The organism is Clostridiales bacterium, from assembly GCA_030016385.1.
Classification (GTDB): Bacteria; Bacillota; Clostridia; order Clostridiales; family Oxobacteraceae; genus JASEJN01.
Genome location: JASEJN010000032.1, coordinates 18769 through 37889 on the forward strand (window position 1 = coordinate 18769; position 19121 = coordinate 37889).

15 protein-coding genes and 1 pseudogene are annotated in these 19121 nt (G+C 36.7%); 15 read left to right on the forward strand and 1 reads right to left on the reverse strand.

Going from position 1 to position 19121, the window contains the following annotated elements:
* Positions 1-139 precede the first annotated feature (139 nt).
* The 15 genes and pseudogenes from QME45_08775 (at position 140) to QME45_08845 (ending at position 18584) form a co-directional block, all read left to right on the forward strand.
* Positions 140-877: a site-2 protease family protein gene (locus QME45_08775; GenBank protein MDI6618756.1), complete on the forward strand. Its 738-nt coding sequence runs from the start codon at positions 140-142 to the stop codon at positions 875-877.
* 21 nt (positions 878-898) lie between these two features.
* Entirely contained in the window at positions 899-2617 is a 1719-nt protein-coding gene (gene polX / locus QME45_08780; protein MDI6618757.1) for a DNA polymerase/3'-5' exonuclease PolX, read from the forward strand.
* A gap of 255 nt (positions 2618-2872) precedes the next feature.
* The gene (locus QME45_08785) at positions 2873-3655 is read left to right on the forward strand and encodes an IclR family transcriptional regulator (GenBank protein MDI6618758.1); all 783 of its coding nucleotides are present in this window, start codon (positions 2873-2875) and stop codon (positions 3653-3655) included.
* Between the two features lie 2 nt (positions 3656-3657).
* Complete coding sequence (locus tag QME45_08790) at positions 3658-4683, forward strand: alcohol dehydrogenase catalytic domain-containing protein (protein MDI6618759.1); 1026 nt, start codon at positions 3658-3660, stop codon at positions 4681-4683.
* Positions 4684-4696: 13 nt separating this feature from the next.
* Positions 4697-5800 (forward strand): Xaa-Pro peptidase family protein, encoded by a 1104-nt coding sequence (locus tag QME45_08795; protein ID MDI6618760.1) that lies wholly within the window; start codon positions 4697-4699, stop codon positions 5798-5800.
* A gap of 50 nt (positions 5801-5850) precedes the next feature.
* Positions 5851-6804: a dihydrodipicolinate synthase family protein gene (locus tag QME45_08800; GenBank protein MDI6618761.1), complete on the forward strand. Its 954-nt coding sequence runs from the start codon at positions 5851-5853 to the stop codon at positions 6802-6804.
* Entirely contained in the window at positions 6801-7925 is a 1125-nt protein-coding gene (locus tag QME45_08805) for a mandelate racemase/muconate lactonizing enzyme family protein (protein ID MDI6618762.1), read from the forward strand. The genes QME45_08800 and QME45_08805 overlap by 4 nt, the downstream gene beginning before the upstream one ends.
* A 350-nt stretch (positions 7926-8275) precedes the next feature.
* On the forward strand, positions 8276-10060 hold the full coding sequence (locus QME45_08810; protein MDI6618763.1) for a histidine kinase: 1785 nt from the start codon (positions 8276-8278) through the stop codon (positions 10058-10060).
* Position 10061: 1 nt separating this feature from the next.
* Positions 10062-11471, forward strand: a complete 1410-nt coding sequence (locus tag QME45_08815; protein MDI6618764.1) for a response regulator — start codon at positions 10062-10064, stop codon at positions 11469-11471.
* 155 nt (positions 11472-11626) lie between these two features.
* Positions 11627-13312, forward strand: a complete 1686-nt coding sequence (locus QME45_08820) for an extracellular solute-binding protein (GenBank protein MDI6618765.1) — start codon at positions 11627-11629, stop codon at positions 13310-13312.
* An 81-nt stretch (positions 13313-13393) separates the two neighbouring features.
* Positions 13394-14281 carry an ABC transporter permease subunit gene (locus QME45_08825; protein ID MDI6618766.1) on the forward strand — a complete coding sequence of 296 codons (888 nt, stop codon included), beginning with the start codon at positions 13394-13396 and terminating at the stop codon, positions 14279-14281.
* 14 nt (positions 14282-14295) lie between these two features.
* A complete protein-coding gene (locus QME45_08830; GenBank protein ID MDI6618767.1) occupies positions 14296-15183 on the forward strand; it encodes a carbohydrate ABC transporter permease in 888 nt (295 codons plus the stop codon).
* 49 nt (positions 15184-15232) lie between these two features.
* Positions 15233-17209, forward strand: a complete 1977-nt coding sequence (locus QME45_08835; protein MDI6618768.1) for an alpha-galactosidase — start codon at positions 15233-15235, stop codon at positions 17207-17209.
* Positions 17210-17327: 118 nt separating this feature from the next.
* Positions 17328-17846, forward strand: a complete 519-nt coding sequence (locus QME45_08840; protein MDI6618769.1) for a uroporphyrinogen decarboxylase family protein — start codon at positions 17328-17330, stop codon at positions 17844-17846.
* Between the two features lie 444 nt (positions 17847-18290).
* A pseudogene (locus tag QME45_08845) lies at positions 18291-18584 on the forward strand (reverse transcriptase domain-containing protein).
* 238 nt (positions 18585-18822) lie between these two features.
* Here the strand turns inward: QME45_08845 and QME45_08850 are convergent.
* Positions 18823-19032 (reverse strand): IS3 family transposase, encoded by a 210-nt coding sequence (locus QME45_08850; protein MDI6618770.1) that lies wholly within the window; start codon positions 19030-19032, stop codon positions 18823-18825.
* Positions 19033-19121: the final 89 nt, after the last annotated feature.

Below are 19121 nucleotides of genomic sequence, written 5' to 3' on the forward strand. Positions count from 1 at the left end.
AGCATGAAACATTGATTCTGCTTATCCTGAACATGTGTTAACAGACTCTAAAGACTTTCAGCTAATTGCTCTTTCCATAATATTTTTCGAATATATAAAATATGCATTTGGTATAATTAAAACGACAGATGTTTTATACATGATAATTGCCGATATAAAGATTGCACACAGGTTGACAAAGCACAGCAAATATAGCTACCTTCATATGAAACGGAGTGATGATAAAATGTTCCAGCAATTAGACCTTTTAAGGATTATTACAACTCTCCCGGGAATACTCTTAGGATTTACTTTTCATGAATACGCACATGCATACATGGCCACAAAGTTTGGAGACCCAACGCCTAAAATGCAGGGAAGGCTTACTGTAAACCCCCTTGTACACATTGACATATGGGGGCTTCTGCTTATTATATTTGCAGGATTCGGATGGGCGAAACCCGTTGTCACAAATCCTTCATATTACAAGGGGAATGTAAAACAGAAGGATTTGATCGTATCATTTGCAGGGCCTGTAATGAACTTTATAATAGCATTCATAAGCGCAGCGATATTGCTGCTTATAGATAAATACGGCATTTTAAACAGTGTCGACCGGAATAAAATCAATATTATTTTCATGATCATAGAGGGCATTATCTGGATAAACTGTGTGCTTTTCATATTTAATCTCGTACCTATACCGCCCCTTGACGGTTTTCATGTGCTTATAAATATTCTCCCTGTAAAATCATACGGTTTTATATATGCTCTGGAAAAATATGGTCAGATAATACTCCTTGTATTTATAATACTTCCGTTTTCAAGCACTATTATAGGGACAGGTGCCGCATACATAGAAAATTTTATATTGAAAGTATTGAGCACGGTAATATAAGGCGGGTCTGAGGTGACAGTCATGGATAAAAGAACTATTGTCGACGTACTAAATCAAATTGGGCTTTTACTGGAATTAAAGGGTGAAAATGTTTTCAAATCAAGGGCATATTATAATGCCGCCAGGAAGATCGAAACCCTTGATGAAGATATAGGGATTCTTGTAAAAGAAGACAGGCTAAAAAATATAGACGGCATTGGCGATGCATTGAACAAAAAGCTTACGGAACTTGTTGAAACAGGCAGGCTGGAGTATTATGAAAACCTCAGGGCATCCATCCCTGAGGGACTAATCGCGATGCTCAAAATACCGGGACTTGGTCCTAAAAAGATAAGAGTCCTGTATGACAAACTTGGGATAAAGACGGTTGACGAACTTGAACATGCATGTTTGGGGGATAAACTTACTGAACTTAGAGGGTTTGGTGAAAATACTCAGAGCAGGATTTTAAGGGGCATAAAATTTATCAGGCAATTCAGCGGACAGCATCTATTCGCTGATGCATATAATGATGCAGTCAAAATAAGGCAGTATTTGATAAACAGCGGCTTGCCTGTAAGATGCGAAATAGGCGGAAGTCTGAGACGGAAAAAGGAGATTGTAAAGGATATAGACATACTTGCGACATCCGATGATCCGCAAAAGCTTATGGATACATTTGCGTCATATGAAGATATGGCAAATATTATCGCAAAGGGAGACACAAAGACCAGCATAACATTGAAATCCGGCATCAATGTGGACCTCAGGGTTGTGTGCGATGATGAATATCCTTATGCGCTTCATCACTTTACGGGAAGCAGGGAGCACAATATCGCCATGAGGCACAGGGCAAAGAAGATGGGGTTTAAAATGAACGAATATGGCCTGTTCAGCGGCGATGTGTTCATAAAATGCGCCGATGAGGAAGGCTTATTCAATAAATTGGGTCTATCGTATATTCCTCCGGAGCTTCGGGAAAATATGGGGGAGATAGAAGCGGCCGAAAGCAACAATATTCCCAAATTGATCGATGAAAGGGATATCAAGGGAATATTTCATGTGCACACAACATACAGCGACGGCGCGAATTACCTGGACGAAATAGTGGATGCTGCGAGAGAGCGTGGATATAAATATATAGGCATTACGGACCACAGCAAGTCCGCCTTTTATGCAAACGGTCTCAAAAATGAAGATATTTTACGCCAGTTCCATGAGATAAATGGGTTGAATGAAAAATATAAAGATATAACAATATTAAAGGGAATAGAGTCGGACGTACTGAAGGACGGCTCTTTAGATTATGATGAGGAAACTCTAAAAAAGTTTGATTTTATAATAGCGTCGGTACATTCCAATTTTAAAATGAGCAAGGAAGATATGACTGAGAGGATATTGAATGCAGTAAAAAATAAATATACGAAGATATTAGGGCATCCTACGGGCAGGATTCTTCTCGAAAGGGACGGCTATGACATTGATATATACAAGATAATCGATGCTGCGGCCGAATATGGAAAGGTCATCGAGATCAATGCAAATCCATATAGGCTTGACCTTGATTGGAGATATATAAAATATGCAAAGGAAAAAGGCGTAAAGTTTGCTATATGCCCCGATGCCCACGATATAGAAGGCCTCGACCACGTAAAATATGGCATAGGCATCGCGCGCAAGGGCTGGCTTGAAGCAGGCGATGTCATAAACACATATGAACTTGCAGATTTGAAAAAAGTTTTCAGCGGAGATGTGCAGTGAATTTAAGGGAGGATTTTAAGGGCAATAAGCCCTTTTTTTATTGGGATCGAAAAATAGACGGTTTACTTTAAAAAATCATAGGGCTTGAAACTTCCTTTTAAAAGATGTATTATTCATATATAAGAACATTGTCCTTATATATGAATAATAGCCTATAAAATGTATTCCCGTATTATGAATTTTCGAAGCAGAACCACCTTATTTACAGTAAAAAGATATTGATGGATATGGATTAATACGCATAGGAGGATGGATATGGCAGTACAAAATCATAGATCGCTTGAAAGAGCGCTTGATATAACAGAACTTATATCAGCAAACAAAAAAGGCCTTGGACTAAGCGAAATATGCACGAAATTGAATTTGCCTAAATCCAGTGTGTTTTCACTTGTTCATACATTGACAGTAAGAAATTATCTGAATATTGATAAGTATACGGGAAAATATAGGCTCGGGCTTAAGATATTTGAGGTCGGAAGCAAGTTCCTTGAAAATCTTGACTTTTATGATGAAGCAAAAAAGATAATACAGAAAATGTCAAATAAGTGTAGCGAAACAGTACACCTTGCCGTGCTTGATAAAATGGATGTCGTGTATATCTATAAAGTAGACAGCACCCAGGCAATAAGGATGTCGTCATCTATTGGTATGCATATGCCTGCACATGCGACGGCAATAGGAAAGGCACTTTTATCCAGATATACTGATAAAGAGATATTTAATCTGTATAAAGATTATCCAATGGTCAAGATAACGTCAAATACTATAACGGATATAAATGAGCTTACAAAACAGATAAAAGAGATTCGCAAAAATGGATATGCATATGAAAAAGAGGAATCGACAGAAAAAATAGAATGCGTTGCGGCTCCTATTCATGATGCAAATGGCAAGATATTTACTGCGGTAAGTATTGCTGTGCCTGTTTTTAGAGTAGATGATAAAAAAATAGAAGAATTAATTAAATTAGTAAAACAAGGTGCAGAGGAAATAGAAAAATTAGCCTGTAAAGGTTATATAGGGAATATAGGGGGTTAAAGATGAAAGCAGCTGTATGGATTGGCAAAAATCAAGTTGAAGTAAAAGAAGTTGAAGATCCTAAAATCAAAAGCGATGAAGTGCTTGTAAAAGTAAAGAGCGCCGGAATATGTTCAACTGATATACATGTTATAAAAGGCGATTTTTATAATGGGAATCCACCGCATATACTCGGGCATGAAATTGCAGGAGATATAATTGAGATAGGGGAAAAAGTTGACAGATGGAAAAATGGAGACAGAGTCGTCGTAGAAACCATGGTAAATTGCGGAGATTGTTACTATTGTAGAAGAGGAATGAAGAATCTCTGTGATCACGGTGGAGACATAGGATTTCCGCCTTACCAGGGAGGTTATGCAGAATATATTGCTGTTCCTGCAAGATGCCTTTATAGAATACCTGATAATGTGACATATGATGAAGCGGGAATACTTGAAAGTTTTATATGCCCGGCAGGCTCAATTTTCAGGTTGGGTATGCATTTCGGGGATACCATTCTCATTCAGGGTGCAGGACCGGCAGGACTTGCATATGTTCAGTCGGTAAGGGCATGCGGTGCAGGTAAAATAATTGTGGCTGCAAGAAATGAAAAAAGACTCAGGCTCGCAAAAAAGTTTGGTGCACATGTTGTTATAGACATACAAAAAGAGAATATGGAAAGCCGTATCATGGAAGAAACAGACGGACATGGTGTTGATATTTCCATAGATGCCGCCGGTTTTCCTTCTACCGTTGAGAATTCAATCAAGTATGTTAGAAAGGGTGGAAATGTGATATTATACGGAATTCCGGATGACAGAGATTATATAAATTTTCCGGTTACACAAATAATACTAAAGCAACTTTCCGTTCACGGTGCATCGGGGAATCCGCATGTATGGCAGCCGGTACTTGATTTGCTTTCGCAGGGTATATTTAATTTGAAGGATATGGTTACACATACATTTACATTAGATCAATTTAACGAAGCTGTTGATTTTGTATCAAAGAGAAAAGACGGTGTTATAAAAGCGGTAGTACATCCATAGGAAGGGATATGCTATGAAAGAGTATAGAATAAAGAGGATTGAAAAAATATCTGATATTGCAGGGAAATGCGGCAGCGATGCTTTTATAACAGATAATTCAAATATTATAAGTTATATTACAGGATATTATCCGGATAAAAATACATATTCAGTTGTAATAGTGCTCGAGAATGGTGATATATATTTGGTATTACCGCGAAATTCCGATTTTATAGAAGAAGTAAATATTTATGAATATGAAACATCTGCAGCCGATTATGAAAAGCGATCATCCGCAGTCAAAAGGGCTCTCAAAAATATTATTTTGAATGAAGATATTGTCGTTTCATGTCCGATAGATATAAGTTCGGGATTTCTTGTAGACAGCATATATACAGAATGCAAAAGTATAATTGACGCCGGCGGACTGCTTGAGGAAGTATTGAGCATAAAAGATGAAGCAGAGATAGATAACATAAAAGATACTCTTAAGTTAAATACATGCGTTTATGATGTTTTAAGGAAATATTTAAAAGAAGGGCAAACCGAATTAGATATATATAATAAAATTTCTTCTTCCTTTAATGAATTATCAGGCAGGCCTATAGATTTCCTTTCAGATATAATATCCGGCGTTAGGGCTTCATATGTTTCAGGCTCGGCCGGCTCTAAAAAAATTAAAAATGGCGAAACAGTGATTGTAGATATACTGCCTAATCTAAATGGTTACTACAGCGATACGACAAGGACATATTTTATAGGTAAACCTTCAGATGAAAATGTGAAAATATACAGCACATTAATAAATGTCATGGATTCTATAAAACAGTATCTGCATCCGGGAATATATTCAGATGAAATATATAATGCAGTCAACAAAATAATAAGAGACAGTGGATATCTAGGGCGTTTTCCTCACCATGCAGGCCATGGAATAGGAATGAAAAGCTTCGAATCTCCATTTTTCCTCAAGAATTACAGGCAAATGCTGAAGCCCAATATGGTTGTAACAATAGAGCCCGGAATATATATACCCGGAGATGTAGGAATGAGGATTGAAAATAATTATATTATAAGACCGGAAGGATGCGAATGTATATTTAATTATTCAATGGATATATGTGATTTCATAATATAGCACTATTCAGATTATAAAATTGTAACGAATGCAGAAAGGGATGAAGTAAAATGACATCAGATAGAAAAAGATTTAGACCTTTAGGTCCATATGCAGCCATCCTTATTCCTTTTGAACAAGATGGACGGCTAGATGTTGACGGCTTGAAAAAACAGATAGATTTTTTAGTAGATTCAGGTATAAGCGGTATATTTCCATGTGGGACGTCGGGAGAATTTGTTAATTTATCGATTGTGGAGAACTGTGAGATAATGGATGTTGTTTCGCAGGGAGCATCGGGAAGAATGGATGTGTTGCCGGGAGCATGTGCAAGCAGTATAGATGGAACGCTTAGACTCATAAAAAATGCTGAAAAGAATAACTGTCCGGCTGTTGTCGTATGTCCTCCGTACTATTATACTTTGAATCAAAGGGAAGTGCTAAGTTATTATAAGGAAATTATAAAAAAGACGGATATAAATATAATACTTTATAATATACCGGCATTTACAAATGAAATATCGATGGATACATTTAAAGAACTTATTATGGAAGATAAGGTTGTAGGTATTAAAGACAGCAGCGGTAACATGAAAAAGATTATACATTATGTACAAGCGGCAGATGAGCTGAGACCTGATTTTGCAGTTATGACCGGTACGGATGACATACTTGTTCCGGCGCTTATTGGCGGCTGCACGGGAAGCATGACCGCGCTTTCAGGTATTATTCCCGAAGTCACTACGCAGATTTATAGATCGTTTTATGAAAGAGATTTTGATAAAGCAGTAAAACTTCAGAAATCGATACTTAGGCTCTTAGAACTTGCAGAATCCATTTTATTCCCGGCCGGATATAAGTTAGTCATGGAAGAGAGAGGGTTTAAGATGGGGCATTTAAAGCAGGTCATTCCGGAGATGAAAAATGGGGAATACTTGGAAATAAGAAAATTAATAAAAAATGAGCTGACAAAAATATTGAGAGACAAGGTTGTTCCGACATGCGTACAAGGAGGAGAAAGATGAAAATAACTGATATAGAGGCAATCGTTGTAAAGCAACCGGATATAAAAATGATAGGAGACGGCAGCCAGGATACGGTGGTCATAAAGGTATATACCGACGAAGGTATAACAGGTATTGGGGAGGTTGACTCTTCTCCATATGTTGTAAAGGCAATAATAGAAACCCCGCCGTCGCATATGGTTTGCATTGGGCTTAAGGATGCAGTAATAGGTGAGGACCCATTTGATGTTGAAAAAATATGGAACAAGATGTACCGCCTTTCATATTATTACGGCAGGAGAAGTGCTGCAATACATGCGATGAGCGGCATAGATATTGCAATTTGGGATATTATAGGTAAAGCTTTAAACAAACCTATATACAAACTTATAGGCGGGTCATATCGGGATAAAATTACTGCATACTGCAGTTTATTAATGCCGGAAACGGAAGATGAAGTCAAGAAAATAGTGAATACCTATATGCCCATGGGATTTCAAGGGATAAAGTTTGGCTGGGGTTCTTTAGGTAAAGACAGGTATAAAGATATAAGCCTTGTTAAAACAGCAAGAAATGAGCTTGGCGATAAGCCGTATCTTATGATAGATATGGGCATGGTCTGGAAAGATGCAAAATCGGCGATACAGATGTGCAATAGATTCAGCGAGTATGGTGTGTATTGGGTTGAAGAGCCTTTCACACCCGATAATAAAGACGCATATAAGAGGCTGTCTCAGAGCGTAGACATGAGGATCGCGGCGGGGGAAGAACTAGGAACGATATATGAGTTTAAAGAGTTTATAGAGGAATGCGATATAGACATTGTACAGCCTGATTTAAGCAGATGCGGCGGAATAACAATTGCCAAAAAAGTACTGGACCTTGCGAATTATAAGTCGCTGCCTGTTATACCGCATGCTTTCAAAACAGGTATATTGATGTCGGCATCGCTTCAGCTTATTGCAAATATGCCATATGCGCCTTTCCTGGAATATTGTTCACAGGAGACTGTTTTAAGCAAAAATCTTATAAAAAACCATTTCACAATTGACAGCGGTGGATATGTTCATATGCCTGAGGGACCCGGATTAGGAATTGAAATAGATGAAGACGTTTTGGAAAAGTACTCGGTAAGGATTTAAACCTGCTGCTAGGACTGAAGCATGAAGGAACATATGATCAATTCAGCAGGGGGTTTCCCATGTTACATATATGTAACATGAAAAATCAATAACTAAGTATGGCATAATCGTTTGCCAGGGAGACAAAATACATAGAAATATTTACATTATCTACAAATGTTGCTTATCTATAATAAAATATACAGTATGATCAGGAATCGTCTTTGGTAAAAGTTACTGCTGTAATATATATTATCTATGTAGTAATCTATTTAATGAGAACATTAAAAATATAAAAATAACGATTGATGAAGTGTCTACATTGTTTATCAAATAAATAGTGCAATTATGTACTTTGGGGGTATTGACTGATGTACCGCTTTCTAAAACACACACTGTTTTACAGAATATATTTAATCATAAAAAATATATTTCAAAGGAAAACTATATATTCGTTAAAGGACAGGATAACAAGGGCCTTTTTGATCACTTCAATTATTACTTTTGTGCTCGTTAGCTTTGTCTCATATTTTACAATATATTCAATATTATATAATAAAATCGAAAAGGGTATTGATTCTGCTTTAGATAAAACAGTAAAAGATATGGATAGCGCATTTGACAATCTTACATCTGTTTCCGAACAGTTAAGCTATGAAGGTGCTGCAGCCAGAGATCTCTCAAATTTTCTTACATCCGAAAGTTATGCTGAAAAAAGAAGATATTATGACGACATAGATGTATTTTTAAGTTTGATTGACTTTACAAATCCCAATGTAGGTTTGCATTTTTATTATGATAGAAAGTCTTTGAACATGCTGTTTACAAACGGCAGTTTAAACAGAGAGTTTGATATTAATAATCTTCCCCAGTTTATGCAGAAGTCCGAATTCTCATTTTACGGTCCGCATCTATCGTTTAATTCGGATAAAAATGATTTAGTTATGTCCGTATCCAGTCCGGTTAAAATAATAGATGGTACGGATTATAGTTTATATATTGAGACCGATTCTAAAACATTATCAAAAATACTGAAAAGAAATCAGCTTGGAATGGATATGTATTATACGATCGTAAACGATAAGGGGCAGGTAACTTATAGCGAAATGCCAAACTATTTTCCTGTAAAGAGCATTTATAAATATAATGTCCCAAATAATAAAATGGCAAAAAAAGGTGAATATTATATATTTACAAAGAAAAGCAGTTTAGGTTGGATGTTGGCTGCAGCAATAAAAAAGAGTGTATTTAATATAGAAATAAAGCAGTGGATATTAAGGATGGCAGCAATAGGCATACTGCTTATGATAGTGGGAATTGCAATTGGCTTTGTCATATGGCGTTCGGTATATAGGTCTATAAAAGTGTTTAAAAATGAAATCAATTTAATGGCTGACAGCAATTTTGATTCTGAATTGACATATACAAATATAACAGAATTTGATAATGTACTCGGGGAATTTTATTCAATGAAACAGAAGGTAAGACAGTTGATGTTTGAAATAAAACAGAAGGAGAAAGATAGACACAGTCTTGAAGTGGATAAACTGCTGTATCAGATTAATCCACATTTTCTTTATAATACATTGAATATAGTGCAATGGATGGCAAAGGCTGATGGCCATGAAGATATAGTGAAATTTGTATCAAATTTAGTAAGACTTTTACGGTATAATTTAGGTAAGGAAGGTTCTATAGTAACGATTGAACGTGAAGTTGCCGCATTAAAAGATTACATATCGCTGCAGAAGGTTAGAAGTGATTATAGACTTGAGGTTATATTTAATATTGACGAAAGAACTTTAAATGTGCCTATACCCAGGTTCATACTACAACCCTTGGTTGAGAATTCTATTTATCATGGTTTGAATGGAGAAGATGGATGCATTTGGATAAATGTTTTATACAGCAGACCTGATACAGTCAGTGTTTTGATAAAAGATAATGGACAAGGTATGTCCCGGGAAATGATAAAAGGGCTTCTTGAAGGGGAAAATACAAAACGAGGAGATCTTGGCTTAGGGATAGGGCTTAACTATGTTAATAAAGTACTTCAGGTGCATTATGGCTATGAATATAAATTAAATATTAAAAGCCAGATCGGTGTTGGAACTATTTATAGATTTAATATTCCTATAAGCGGCGAGGGGGCATAAAATGAAGAAAGTATATATAGTAGACGATGAAAAGCTGGTAAGGAAGGGTATAATATCGACTTTCCCTTGGGAGAAGCATGGATTTACCATTGTAGGGGATACCGGAAGCGGTGAAAAAGCGCTTGAATTTATAAAATGCAATGATGTAGATTTGCTTATAACAGATCTTATTATGCCGGGGATGTCTGGTTTTGAACTGATTAAAAACGTTCAGACCGAATGTCCTGATATAAATATTGCAGTATTGACATGCCATGATAATTTCAAATATATTCAAGATGCAATACGGCTGGGTGTAATTGATTACATTGTAAAGACGGAAATAGAAGATGAGGTCGTTGAAGAGACATTGGAGAGAATATCAAACAAGATGGAAAGCAAAAACAGCAGCTTTTATGCAGGCGATATCCGTAAGGAGGATGAAGCTTTAGTCGGTGGGATACTTATTTGCGGCAGAAGGCAGGACTGTGATGCAATGAAACTTTTAAACCTTGGGATTAAGGGTATCACGACCCGGTTATTGATTCCAATCGATAAGCAGACATGGATAGTCCCCAATTATGGGAATATAAATGAAGTCGTAAGTACAGATGGTTTTTTCCCTGATTTAGATAATAAAGATTGGGTCCAGGTTAAAATAACTGATATATATACTCCTATGAATGAGGAAGTTTCCAATACTTTAAAGTCATATAGATGGAAGATACTTTTTTATTCTTATGATCCTATGCATTCCAATTATCGGTTTTCCATGAACGATGTTCAATCCTTTGAGAACAATACTAATGAAGAGAAAAGAAATGATATTTGCGCAAGGTGGGAAAAAATTAACTGGATTTATTCTGATAAAGATTTTGAGCAGCTTCTTTCGCGAACAAAAGCTTCAGGAATCGATAGAAACAGCCTTTGGAGAATATTCAGCAATATTGCCGCGGAATATGATAAGCTCTTTAGAACGAATATACTTCAGAGTCTTCTTGAAAGTTTTGATGACTTGCTTTTCTGGTATGATTGGGGCATATGGATTTGCAAATTTAAGGAGATTATTAAAGAGAGATTGATGCAAAATTCTTCAGATGAAGTGACGGAATGTATAATGAAAGCTCTAGAATATATAAAAAAAGAGGAGCCATTTAACTTAAACGAATCGGAAATTGCCAAAAAGGTGAATATGAGCCGCAGTTATTTCAGCAGATGTTTTAAAAAAGTTCTGGGTAAATCTTTTGAGAATTACTATAAAGAGCTGAGAATAGAAAAAGCGAGATTTATGATATCGGCTGATGATGAACCCATTTCCGTAATTTCGGAAAAATGCGGGTTTGTTGATTATAGATACTTCAGCAGAATATTTAAAGAATATACAAGTATGCTGCCTACTGATTACAGAAAACGTATTCGTAAGAAGCTATGAGTGAATTTTGTTACAATTCTGTGAAAAATGTTTCTATAAAAAACACATTTTTCATAATATTTGAAACACTCAGGTATAACGTGAGTGCTATTTTTTTCTTATAATATAATTAACGGTACCGTTCATGATAGCTGAGAATTGAAAGGGAGGATATAATGAAAAAAAATGAAGTGAAAATAATATCATTTGTTCTGTTATTTGCATTAGTTCTAACTACATTATCCGGCTGCGGCTCTAAGGGAAGTACCCCGAAGATTTCTCAAGGCTCACAAACCACTGCTGATACTAAAAAGGATCCCTTCGGGCCACTTCCAGAAAAAACTACGATGACTGTATTTAAATTGGAAGCTGAGGTACCTCAGAATCTTAATTCCGGGGAAACCCAAACGAACAATCTTTATGTTAAGGAAGCTAGTAAAAGACTAAATATAGATTATCAATTTCCGATTGATATGAAGGGCGGTCCTGCTGCTTCAGATAAGATGAATTTAATGATTGCCAGCAATGACATTCTTGATGTAATGACCGTAGGTTACAATCAATTTTTAACCATGCAGAAGTCTGATATGCTGCAAGACCTTACAAACGCATATAATGATTATGCGGCTCCGGCCGTTAAGGATTGTTATAAAAGTGATAACGGACAAGCATTAAAACAGGTTACAAAAGATGGAAAATTATATGGTCTTCCAACTATGGGATGCTTGCACAATTCAGATCCCGAAATATGGTTGCGTCAGGACTGGCTTGACAAATTGAAATTAAAGGCTCCTACGACACTAGATGAACTTATGCCAATACTGAAAGCTTTCATAGAAAATGATCCGGATGGAGATGGCAAGAAAGATACTGTAGGCTTAGCCGGGCAGGAATCATTCGCGAATGAAACAGCTCAGACTTTCTCATATGATGCTATTTTTGATACTTATAAGTCATATGTAAAGACTTGGTTAAAAGACAGCAATGGTTCTGTAGTATATGGTTCAATAACTCCTGAAACAAAAACGGCTCTTTCAAAACTACATGATATGTATGCACAAGGCCTGCTGCCAAAAGATTTTGCAATAACCAAATCTGATCAGGCAAATCAGCTTGTAGCCTCAGGAAAAGCCGGAGCTTTTTTTGGACCGTGGTGGTCAGGATGGTCTCCATTGACAGATTCTATTAAAAATAATCCTAAAGCGGATTGGAAAGCATATGTTCTTAAAGATGTCGATGGCAAATACAATGCAAAACAAGAATTACCCGTATCTTCAGTAGCAGTACTTAAAAAGGGATTTAAATATCCTGAAGCTCTTGTAAAGTCCATAAACTTTTATTATCAGATACAGCTTGATGATCCGTCATTAGTAGGCGGAGATCCCTACAATGGAAAGAATCCTATGCCTGATTGGGGTTCAATGCCTGTCGCACTTGGTCTTTGGAGAGCGGACTCTGTTCTTCGCGATCATCAGGGCATGGAAGCATATGCGGCTGGAACAACGCCAGCAGTTACTCCAAGTAAGCAAAACCAAAAATACTATTCTGATGTTGCAGCAAACTGGAAAAAAGGTTTAAGCTATCTTAAGAGTAATCCTGATAGCTTTGGAGATGCTTTTTCGAGATTTGTAGGCGTGCAGCCTATTGAGGATGCAAAAACTAATCCGATATATAGTGTTTTCTACGGACAAACCCCGACAATGGAGAAAAAGAAAGCTAACCTTGATAAAATTGAAACTCAGGCTATGCTTGATATAATTGTTGGAGACAAGTCAGTAGATACTTTCGATAGTTTCGTAAAACAGTGGAAGTCCATGGGTGGAGACGAAATTACAAAGGAAGTACAAGATGCAATAAAATAATATAGACTTGATGGTTAGGGAGCACGGCGAAAAAAAGTGCGTCATGCTCTCTAACTATATATAAACAAAACCGGGGGTTATATGATGAAAAAATCATCTATCAGTTACCATATCATGATGATGCCTGCAATAATTTTGTTGGCGATTTTTGCAATATACCCTATGATTGGCTCCATAATTGCCTTTGAGAATTACAATCCGGTAAAAGGCATGTGGCATTCCCAATTCGTAGGGCTCGAAAATTTTAAATATATGTTTCAAATACCTGAAATAAAACAGGTTTTATATAATACAGTTTCAATTGCGGTTATGAAGATAATTTTTACTGAGGGCTCGGCACTGATTTTTGCTCTTTTATTAAATGAACTTAAGAATAGATTTTTTAAAAGGACGATACAGACCATAGTATACCTGCCTCATTTTATATCATGGGTATTGCTTGGCGGTATTGTTGCAAATATATTTTCGCTTGACGGTATAGTAAACCATATAATAGGAATGTTTGGAGTAAAACCTATAATGTTTTTAGGAAGCAACAGTTGGTTCCCAGGTATATTGGTAGGAACCAGTGTATGGCAGGAATTTGGTTTTGGTGCGATTATATATCTTGCGGCCCTAACTGGTATAGACCCGAGTCTTTATGAAGCGGCAAGTATAGATGGAGCGAGCAGATTCAGGCAGATAATATCAATCACTCTACCTGGAATTTCTACAACAATTATATTGATGATGATGTTAAATCTGCAGAATATATTAAATGCAGGGTCGGAACAGGTATTGAATCTATATAATCCTATGGTTTATAAATCAGGAGATATTATAGATACATATGTATACAGGGCAGGACTTAAGGAACTGCAGTATGAACTTGCTACAGCAGTCGGACTTTTAAAATCTGTTGTAAGTTTTATTATGGTAGTATTGTCATACTTCCTGGCGGATAAATTTGCAAACTATCGTATATTTTAAAAGGGTGGTAATTTATGGCTTATAAAAGAAAAAGATATACTTTATTTGACATCATTATATTTGTTGTACTGATCTCAATTACATTGATTACTTTTTTCCCTGTGGTTTATATGGTCGCCGTTTCTTTTAGTGACAAATCGGCAGTTGCAGCAGGCATTGTTACAGTATTCCCTGTAAAACCAACATTAGCGGCATATAAATCCGTTATAAAAGATAATTATTTCTTTACTTCCTTTGGAGTATCGGTAAGGAGAGTATTATTAGGGTGTTCTATAAATTTTGCATTAACAGTGCTTACCGCCTTTCCACTTTCAAGGCGGGATTCTGAATTTAAAGGCAGAAACGTCTATATGTGGATATTAATATTTACTATGCTTTTCAGTGCCGGAATGATACCCTTATATTTTACTGTAAAAAGTCTCCATCTTTTAGATACGATGTGGGCTCTTGTACTTCCGGGTGCGGTGCCTGTCTTTAATATAATAGTCCTTATGAACTTTTTCAGAAATCTCCCTAAAGCTTTGGATGAGGCGGCTGTTATAGATGGAGCGGGACCATGGTATATGCTTCTTAAAATATATCTTCCTATGTCCTTGCCTGCACTTGCAACTGTTACACTGTTTAGCGTCGTAGGGCATTGGAATTCATTCTTCGATGGATTGATTTATATGAAAACGCAAAATCACTATCCGCTTCAGACATATTTGAACCAGACGATCATACAATATTCGATGGTCAGCAAAAATATGACAAAGGAAGAGATAGAAAGACTCACAAAACTATCGGACAAAACAGTTAATTCGGCAAAAATTTTAATCAGCATGATTCCGATACTGCTTGTATATCCCTTCCTTCAAAGGTATTTTATCACAGGCATTACATTAGGCTCTGTAAAAGAATAATAGTTGTCCAATTATTTATAGGTTTATGCAATAGATAGGAGGAAATTTAATGATAAATGGATTTGGCATAGAATATAAAGGGAACCTTTTGTCAGAGAACATAGGATTTAAAAAAACACAGAATTCCCGTAAATTAAAAAACAAAAATGGATCGATAAAAACTATCGACATATATGTAAGCGATGCAAACGATTTGGAAATTAGAAATGTTATTGTTGAATATCCAAATTCTTCTATCATCGAGAAATGGGTTGAAATCAAAAATATTTCTGCAAATGAAATAAAAATTACGAGAGTAGACTCTATAAATGGGCTGCTCCCATCGGGAGAATATAAATTAAGATACTTCAATTCACAGGCAGGCGGAGAATTTTGTCCGGTGGACATACCTCTGCAAGGTACAAAAGTACTGGAAGTAACAAGCGGAAGGTCCTCAAATGGGATGAACCCATGGTTTTGTATAGAGGGAATGGATGGGAGTATACTTTCCTGTGCCATTGCGTGGTCAGGCAACTGGATAGTCAGGTTTGAACCTCAAACAGATGGGAGATACAAAATCAGCGGAGGACTTTCAAACTGGGACTTCTTTAAGATATTAAAGCCTGGAGAAACAATGGAAGGGATTCATATGATATATACATTCCTTCCTGAAGGTGATTTTGACAGGTCATGTATAGAATTCGGCAGATGGGGGAGAAAATTTTTATACCCCAAAAATCCTATATCTGAAGGTATGATTGTGACATGGAACCACTGGTGGCCGTATGAAGATGTCGAAATAAACGAGGACGTATTTAAGGAAAATATTGATATGTGCCATAGTATTGGAGCTGACATATCGATATTGGATGCAGGATGGTTTGGGGAGCCGGATAAAAACTGCAATTCCAATAAGGCAGGATGGAGTGAAAATGTTGATTGGTATCTAAAAAGAGGAGACTGGCATAAGGTAAATATTATTCGTTTTCCTTCAGGAATACGTGCATTGTCCGATTATGCGCATTCTAAAGGATTAAAATTTGGGATATGGTGTGAAATAGAAGCTGTAGGGAAAAAAGCGGATATCGCTATGATGCATCCGGAATACATTGCACAGAGAGATGGCAAGCCTTTAGGATATATGTGCATGGGAAATCCTGGAACGGTAAAATGGGCATTTAGCGTTGTAGAGAAACTTATAAATGATTATGGCGCTGATTGGATAAAGTTCGACTTTAATTTAAATCCAGGTGCAGGATGTAACAGAAAAGATCACGGTCATGGTGAAGGAGACGGTTTATATGAACATTACAGGGGATATTATAGGCTTCTTTCTATGATAAGGGAAAAATATCCGAATGTATTTATTGAAAACTGTTCATCAGGCGGACTCAGGGTGGACCTTGGCATTATGAAATATGTACATGCATCATTCCTCAGCGATCCTGATAATACAGTTCATCATTTGCAGACATTCTGGGGCCAGTCAGTGATGCTGCATCCTTCTGTATGCTACCATTTTACCTGGTCGCAAAACAGGGTATTCTATGAAAGCAATATTGATAAAGATCCTATCAAAGATGATATGAAACAGTCTAAACTTGATTATATAGTGCGTGCAGATATGCTTGATATGCTTGGATATTCATACAGGCTTCCTGAACTTCCGAAGTGGTGCGCTGAGAGAATAAGTTATCACAGCAAACTTTACAAGGAAGTAATAGGCAGATTTATAAAAGAAGCTGATATGTATCATCTTACAGGGCAGGCACTGGACAGCGGCAGGGGAGATAAGTGGAATTCCTTCCTGTATGTTATGGAAAATAAGGAGGAAGCTGTTATGTTCGTATTCAGGCTTCCGTGTGGAGAAAACGAGAGAAAAATAGTTCTAAAAGGTTTGATTGATGATGCAGTATATAAGGTTCGATTTGAGGATAGGGGTATTTGCTATAAGATAAGCGGAGAAGACCTAATGAAGAATGGGATACTTTTTACTGATATGGAAGAAGAATCATCAGAAATAATTTATATCAACAAAGTAAATTAGATGAAATAATTGTGGGAGGAGAATTTGATCATGTGGCCATATTTGCAAAGAAGTATGGCGATGATGTTTTATTGCTGTAAATGAATGACTTAACGTAGATTCGTATTTTGACAGCCATATGGGTTTTGAAAGAAGGCTTATAGAAAATCCTGAAAATACAGCGTATTATATTTCAAAAATATGTGATATTACATTTGAAAGAATAAAAGCGTTAAAGGATTTAGGATGCAGCGGATATATAAGTTCTGAAACCTATTGCTCGGCCGATATACTTTCCCCTCAATGTTATCATGATATTATCAAGCCAATTCATAAGCGGTATTTCAAAAAAATATCCGATATCGGTATGGTTGGGATAGGATATTTTACAGGGAATATAATTCCTATGCTTGATGATATAAAAGATCTTAAACTTGATGGACTCATGATGGAAGAGTCTAAGAAGAATTTTGCGCTTGATGTGGGAGAAGTTGCAGAAAGTCTTGAGAATACTTGCGCGCTATTCGGGAATCTTGACAGTGTGTGGATCCTTCAGAATGGTACGGAAAGTGATGTAATAAAAGAAATAACCCGTCAGCTAAAGGCAACAAAAGGGAAAAGATTTATTATGGCAAATGGTTGCCCAATATCGTTTTAAAACACCCCAAAAAATTTTAAAGCGATGATAGATACAGTAAGGCGATGGAGATAGTAAAAGGCAAAATTTATATAATGATATCTGAACCAATAAGAATGAGGCTAGGCAACTAACTAGCCTCATTCTTGCACGTGCGCCCGGCACGGGCGCAGTCTAACGGGTGCAAATCCCGAGTGCGGGCTGATAGTGCCAAGCACATAGCCAAAGGCAAGGGTGTCCACGGCGACGTGGAATCTGAAGGAAGCTGGAGGCAAACTTCTGGTCTGACGGACAGAAATCACATTAGGCATATGTAGGCTGGGTAAAGTTGCGTAACAAACCAAAGCCCAAAACTATCTGGGAACCTACTGTGTATATGTGGCAGATATATGGAAGGAAAGACTGCGTTCTTACCCGGGGAGGTCTCACGGACGTGTGGAAACAAAGTGTATGAAGCATGGTCGAAATAAGATTTATCGTGAGAAGTCAGCAGATAATAGCTTCGGATTCCGTCTGGGACGCAGCTGCCACGATGCAATCCGGAAATGCCAGCAATATGCCGATGAAGGATACAGGTATGCGGTAGATATGGATTTGGAGAAATTCTTTGACACCGTAAACATAAGTAAGCTGATAGAGGTGTTATCCCGTACCATAAAGGATGGGAGAGTTATCTCGTTAATCCATAAATACTTACGTGCAGGAGTTATAGTAAAGCATAAGTTTGAAGAAACAACCCTGGGCGTCCCCCGGGGAGGCTTATGCGAAGCTTTGCATAATCCACCTTATGCAAAGTTGATGATTATGCAAAGTAAACCGCTGAAAGTCTTGCATTATCTATAACTGTCTTTGATTTACTTTGCATAATTTCTAAATCACTTCAGATTAGAGAGCCAGTCGAGCAATGCTGAATCCTTGTTCCAGTCAGGGAGATTTGGTGCTATGTCAAGAAAAAGTACAAATTAAAATGAGAAAATTCTAATTATTTTTCATATTTTTAACTGGCAATTGGTGCACTAATCTCCTTGACTTTTTCATATGTCTTTTCAAACTCATTGGGTGACATATAATTGCAATGACTATGAATCTTTGTGGTGTTATAAAATGTTTCAATGTATTCAAATACAAGAATATATGCATGACGATAATTATTAATTCTAAAGCGATTTATCCATTCACGTTTAATAATTGCATGGAAGGATTCAATACATGCATTATCCTATGGATAAGCTTTCTTAGAATAACTAAGTATCATTTTGGAAGCAGCTTTTCTATACTCTTTTGATACGTATTGAC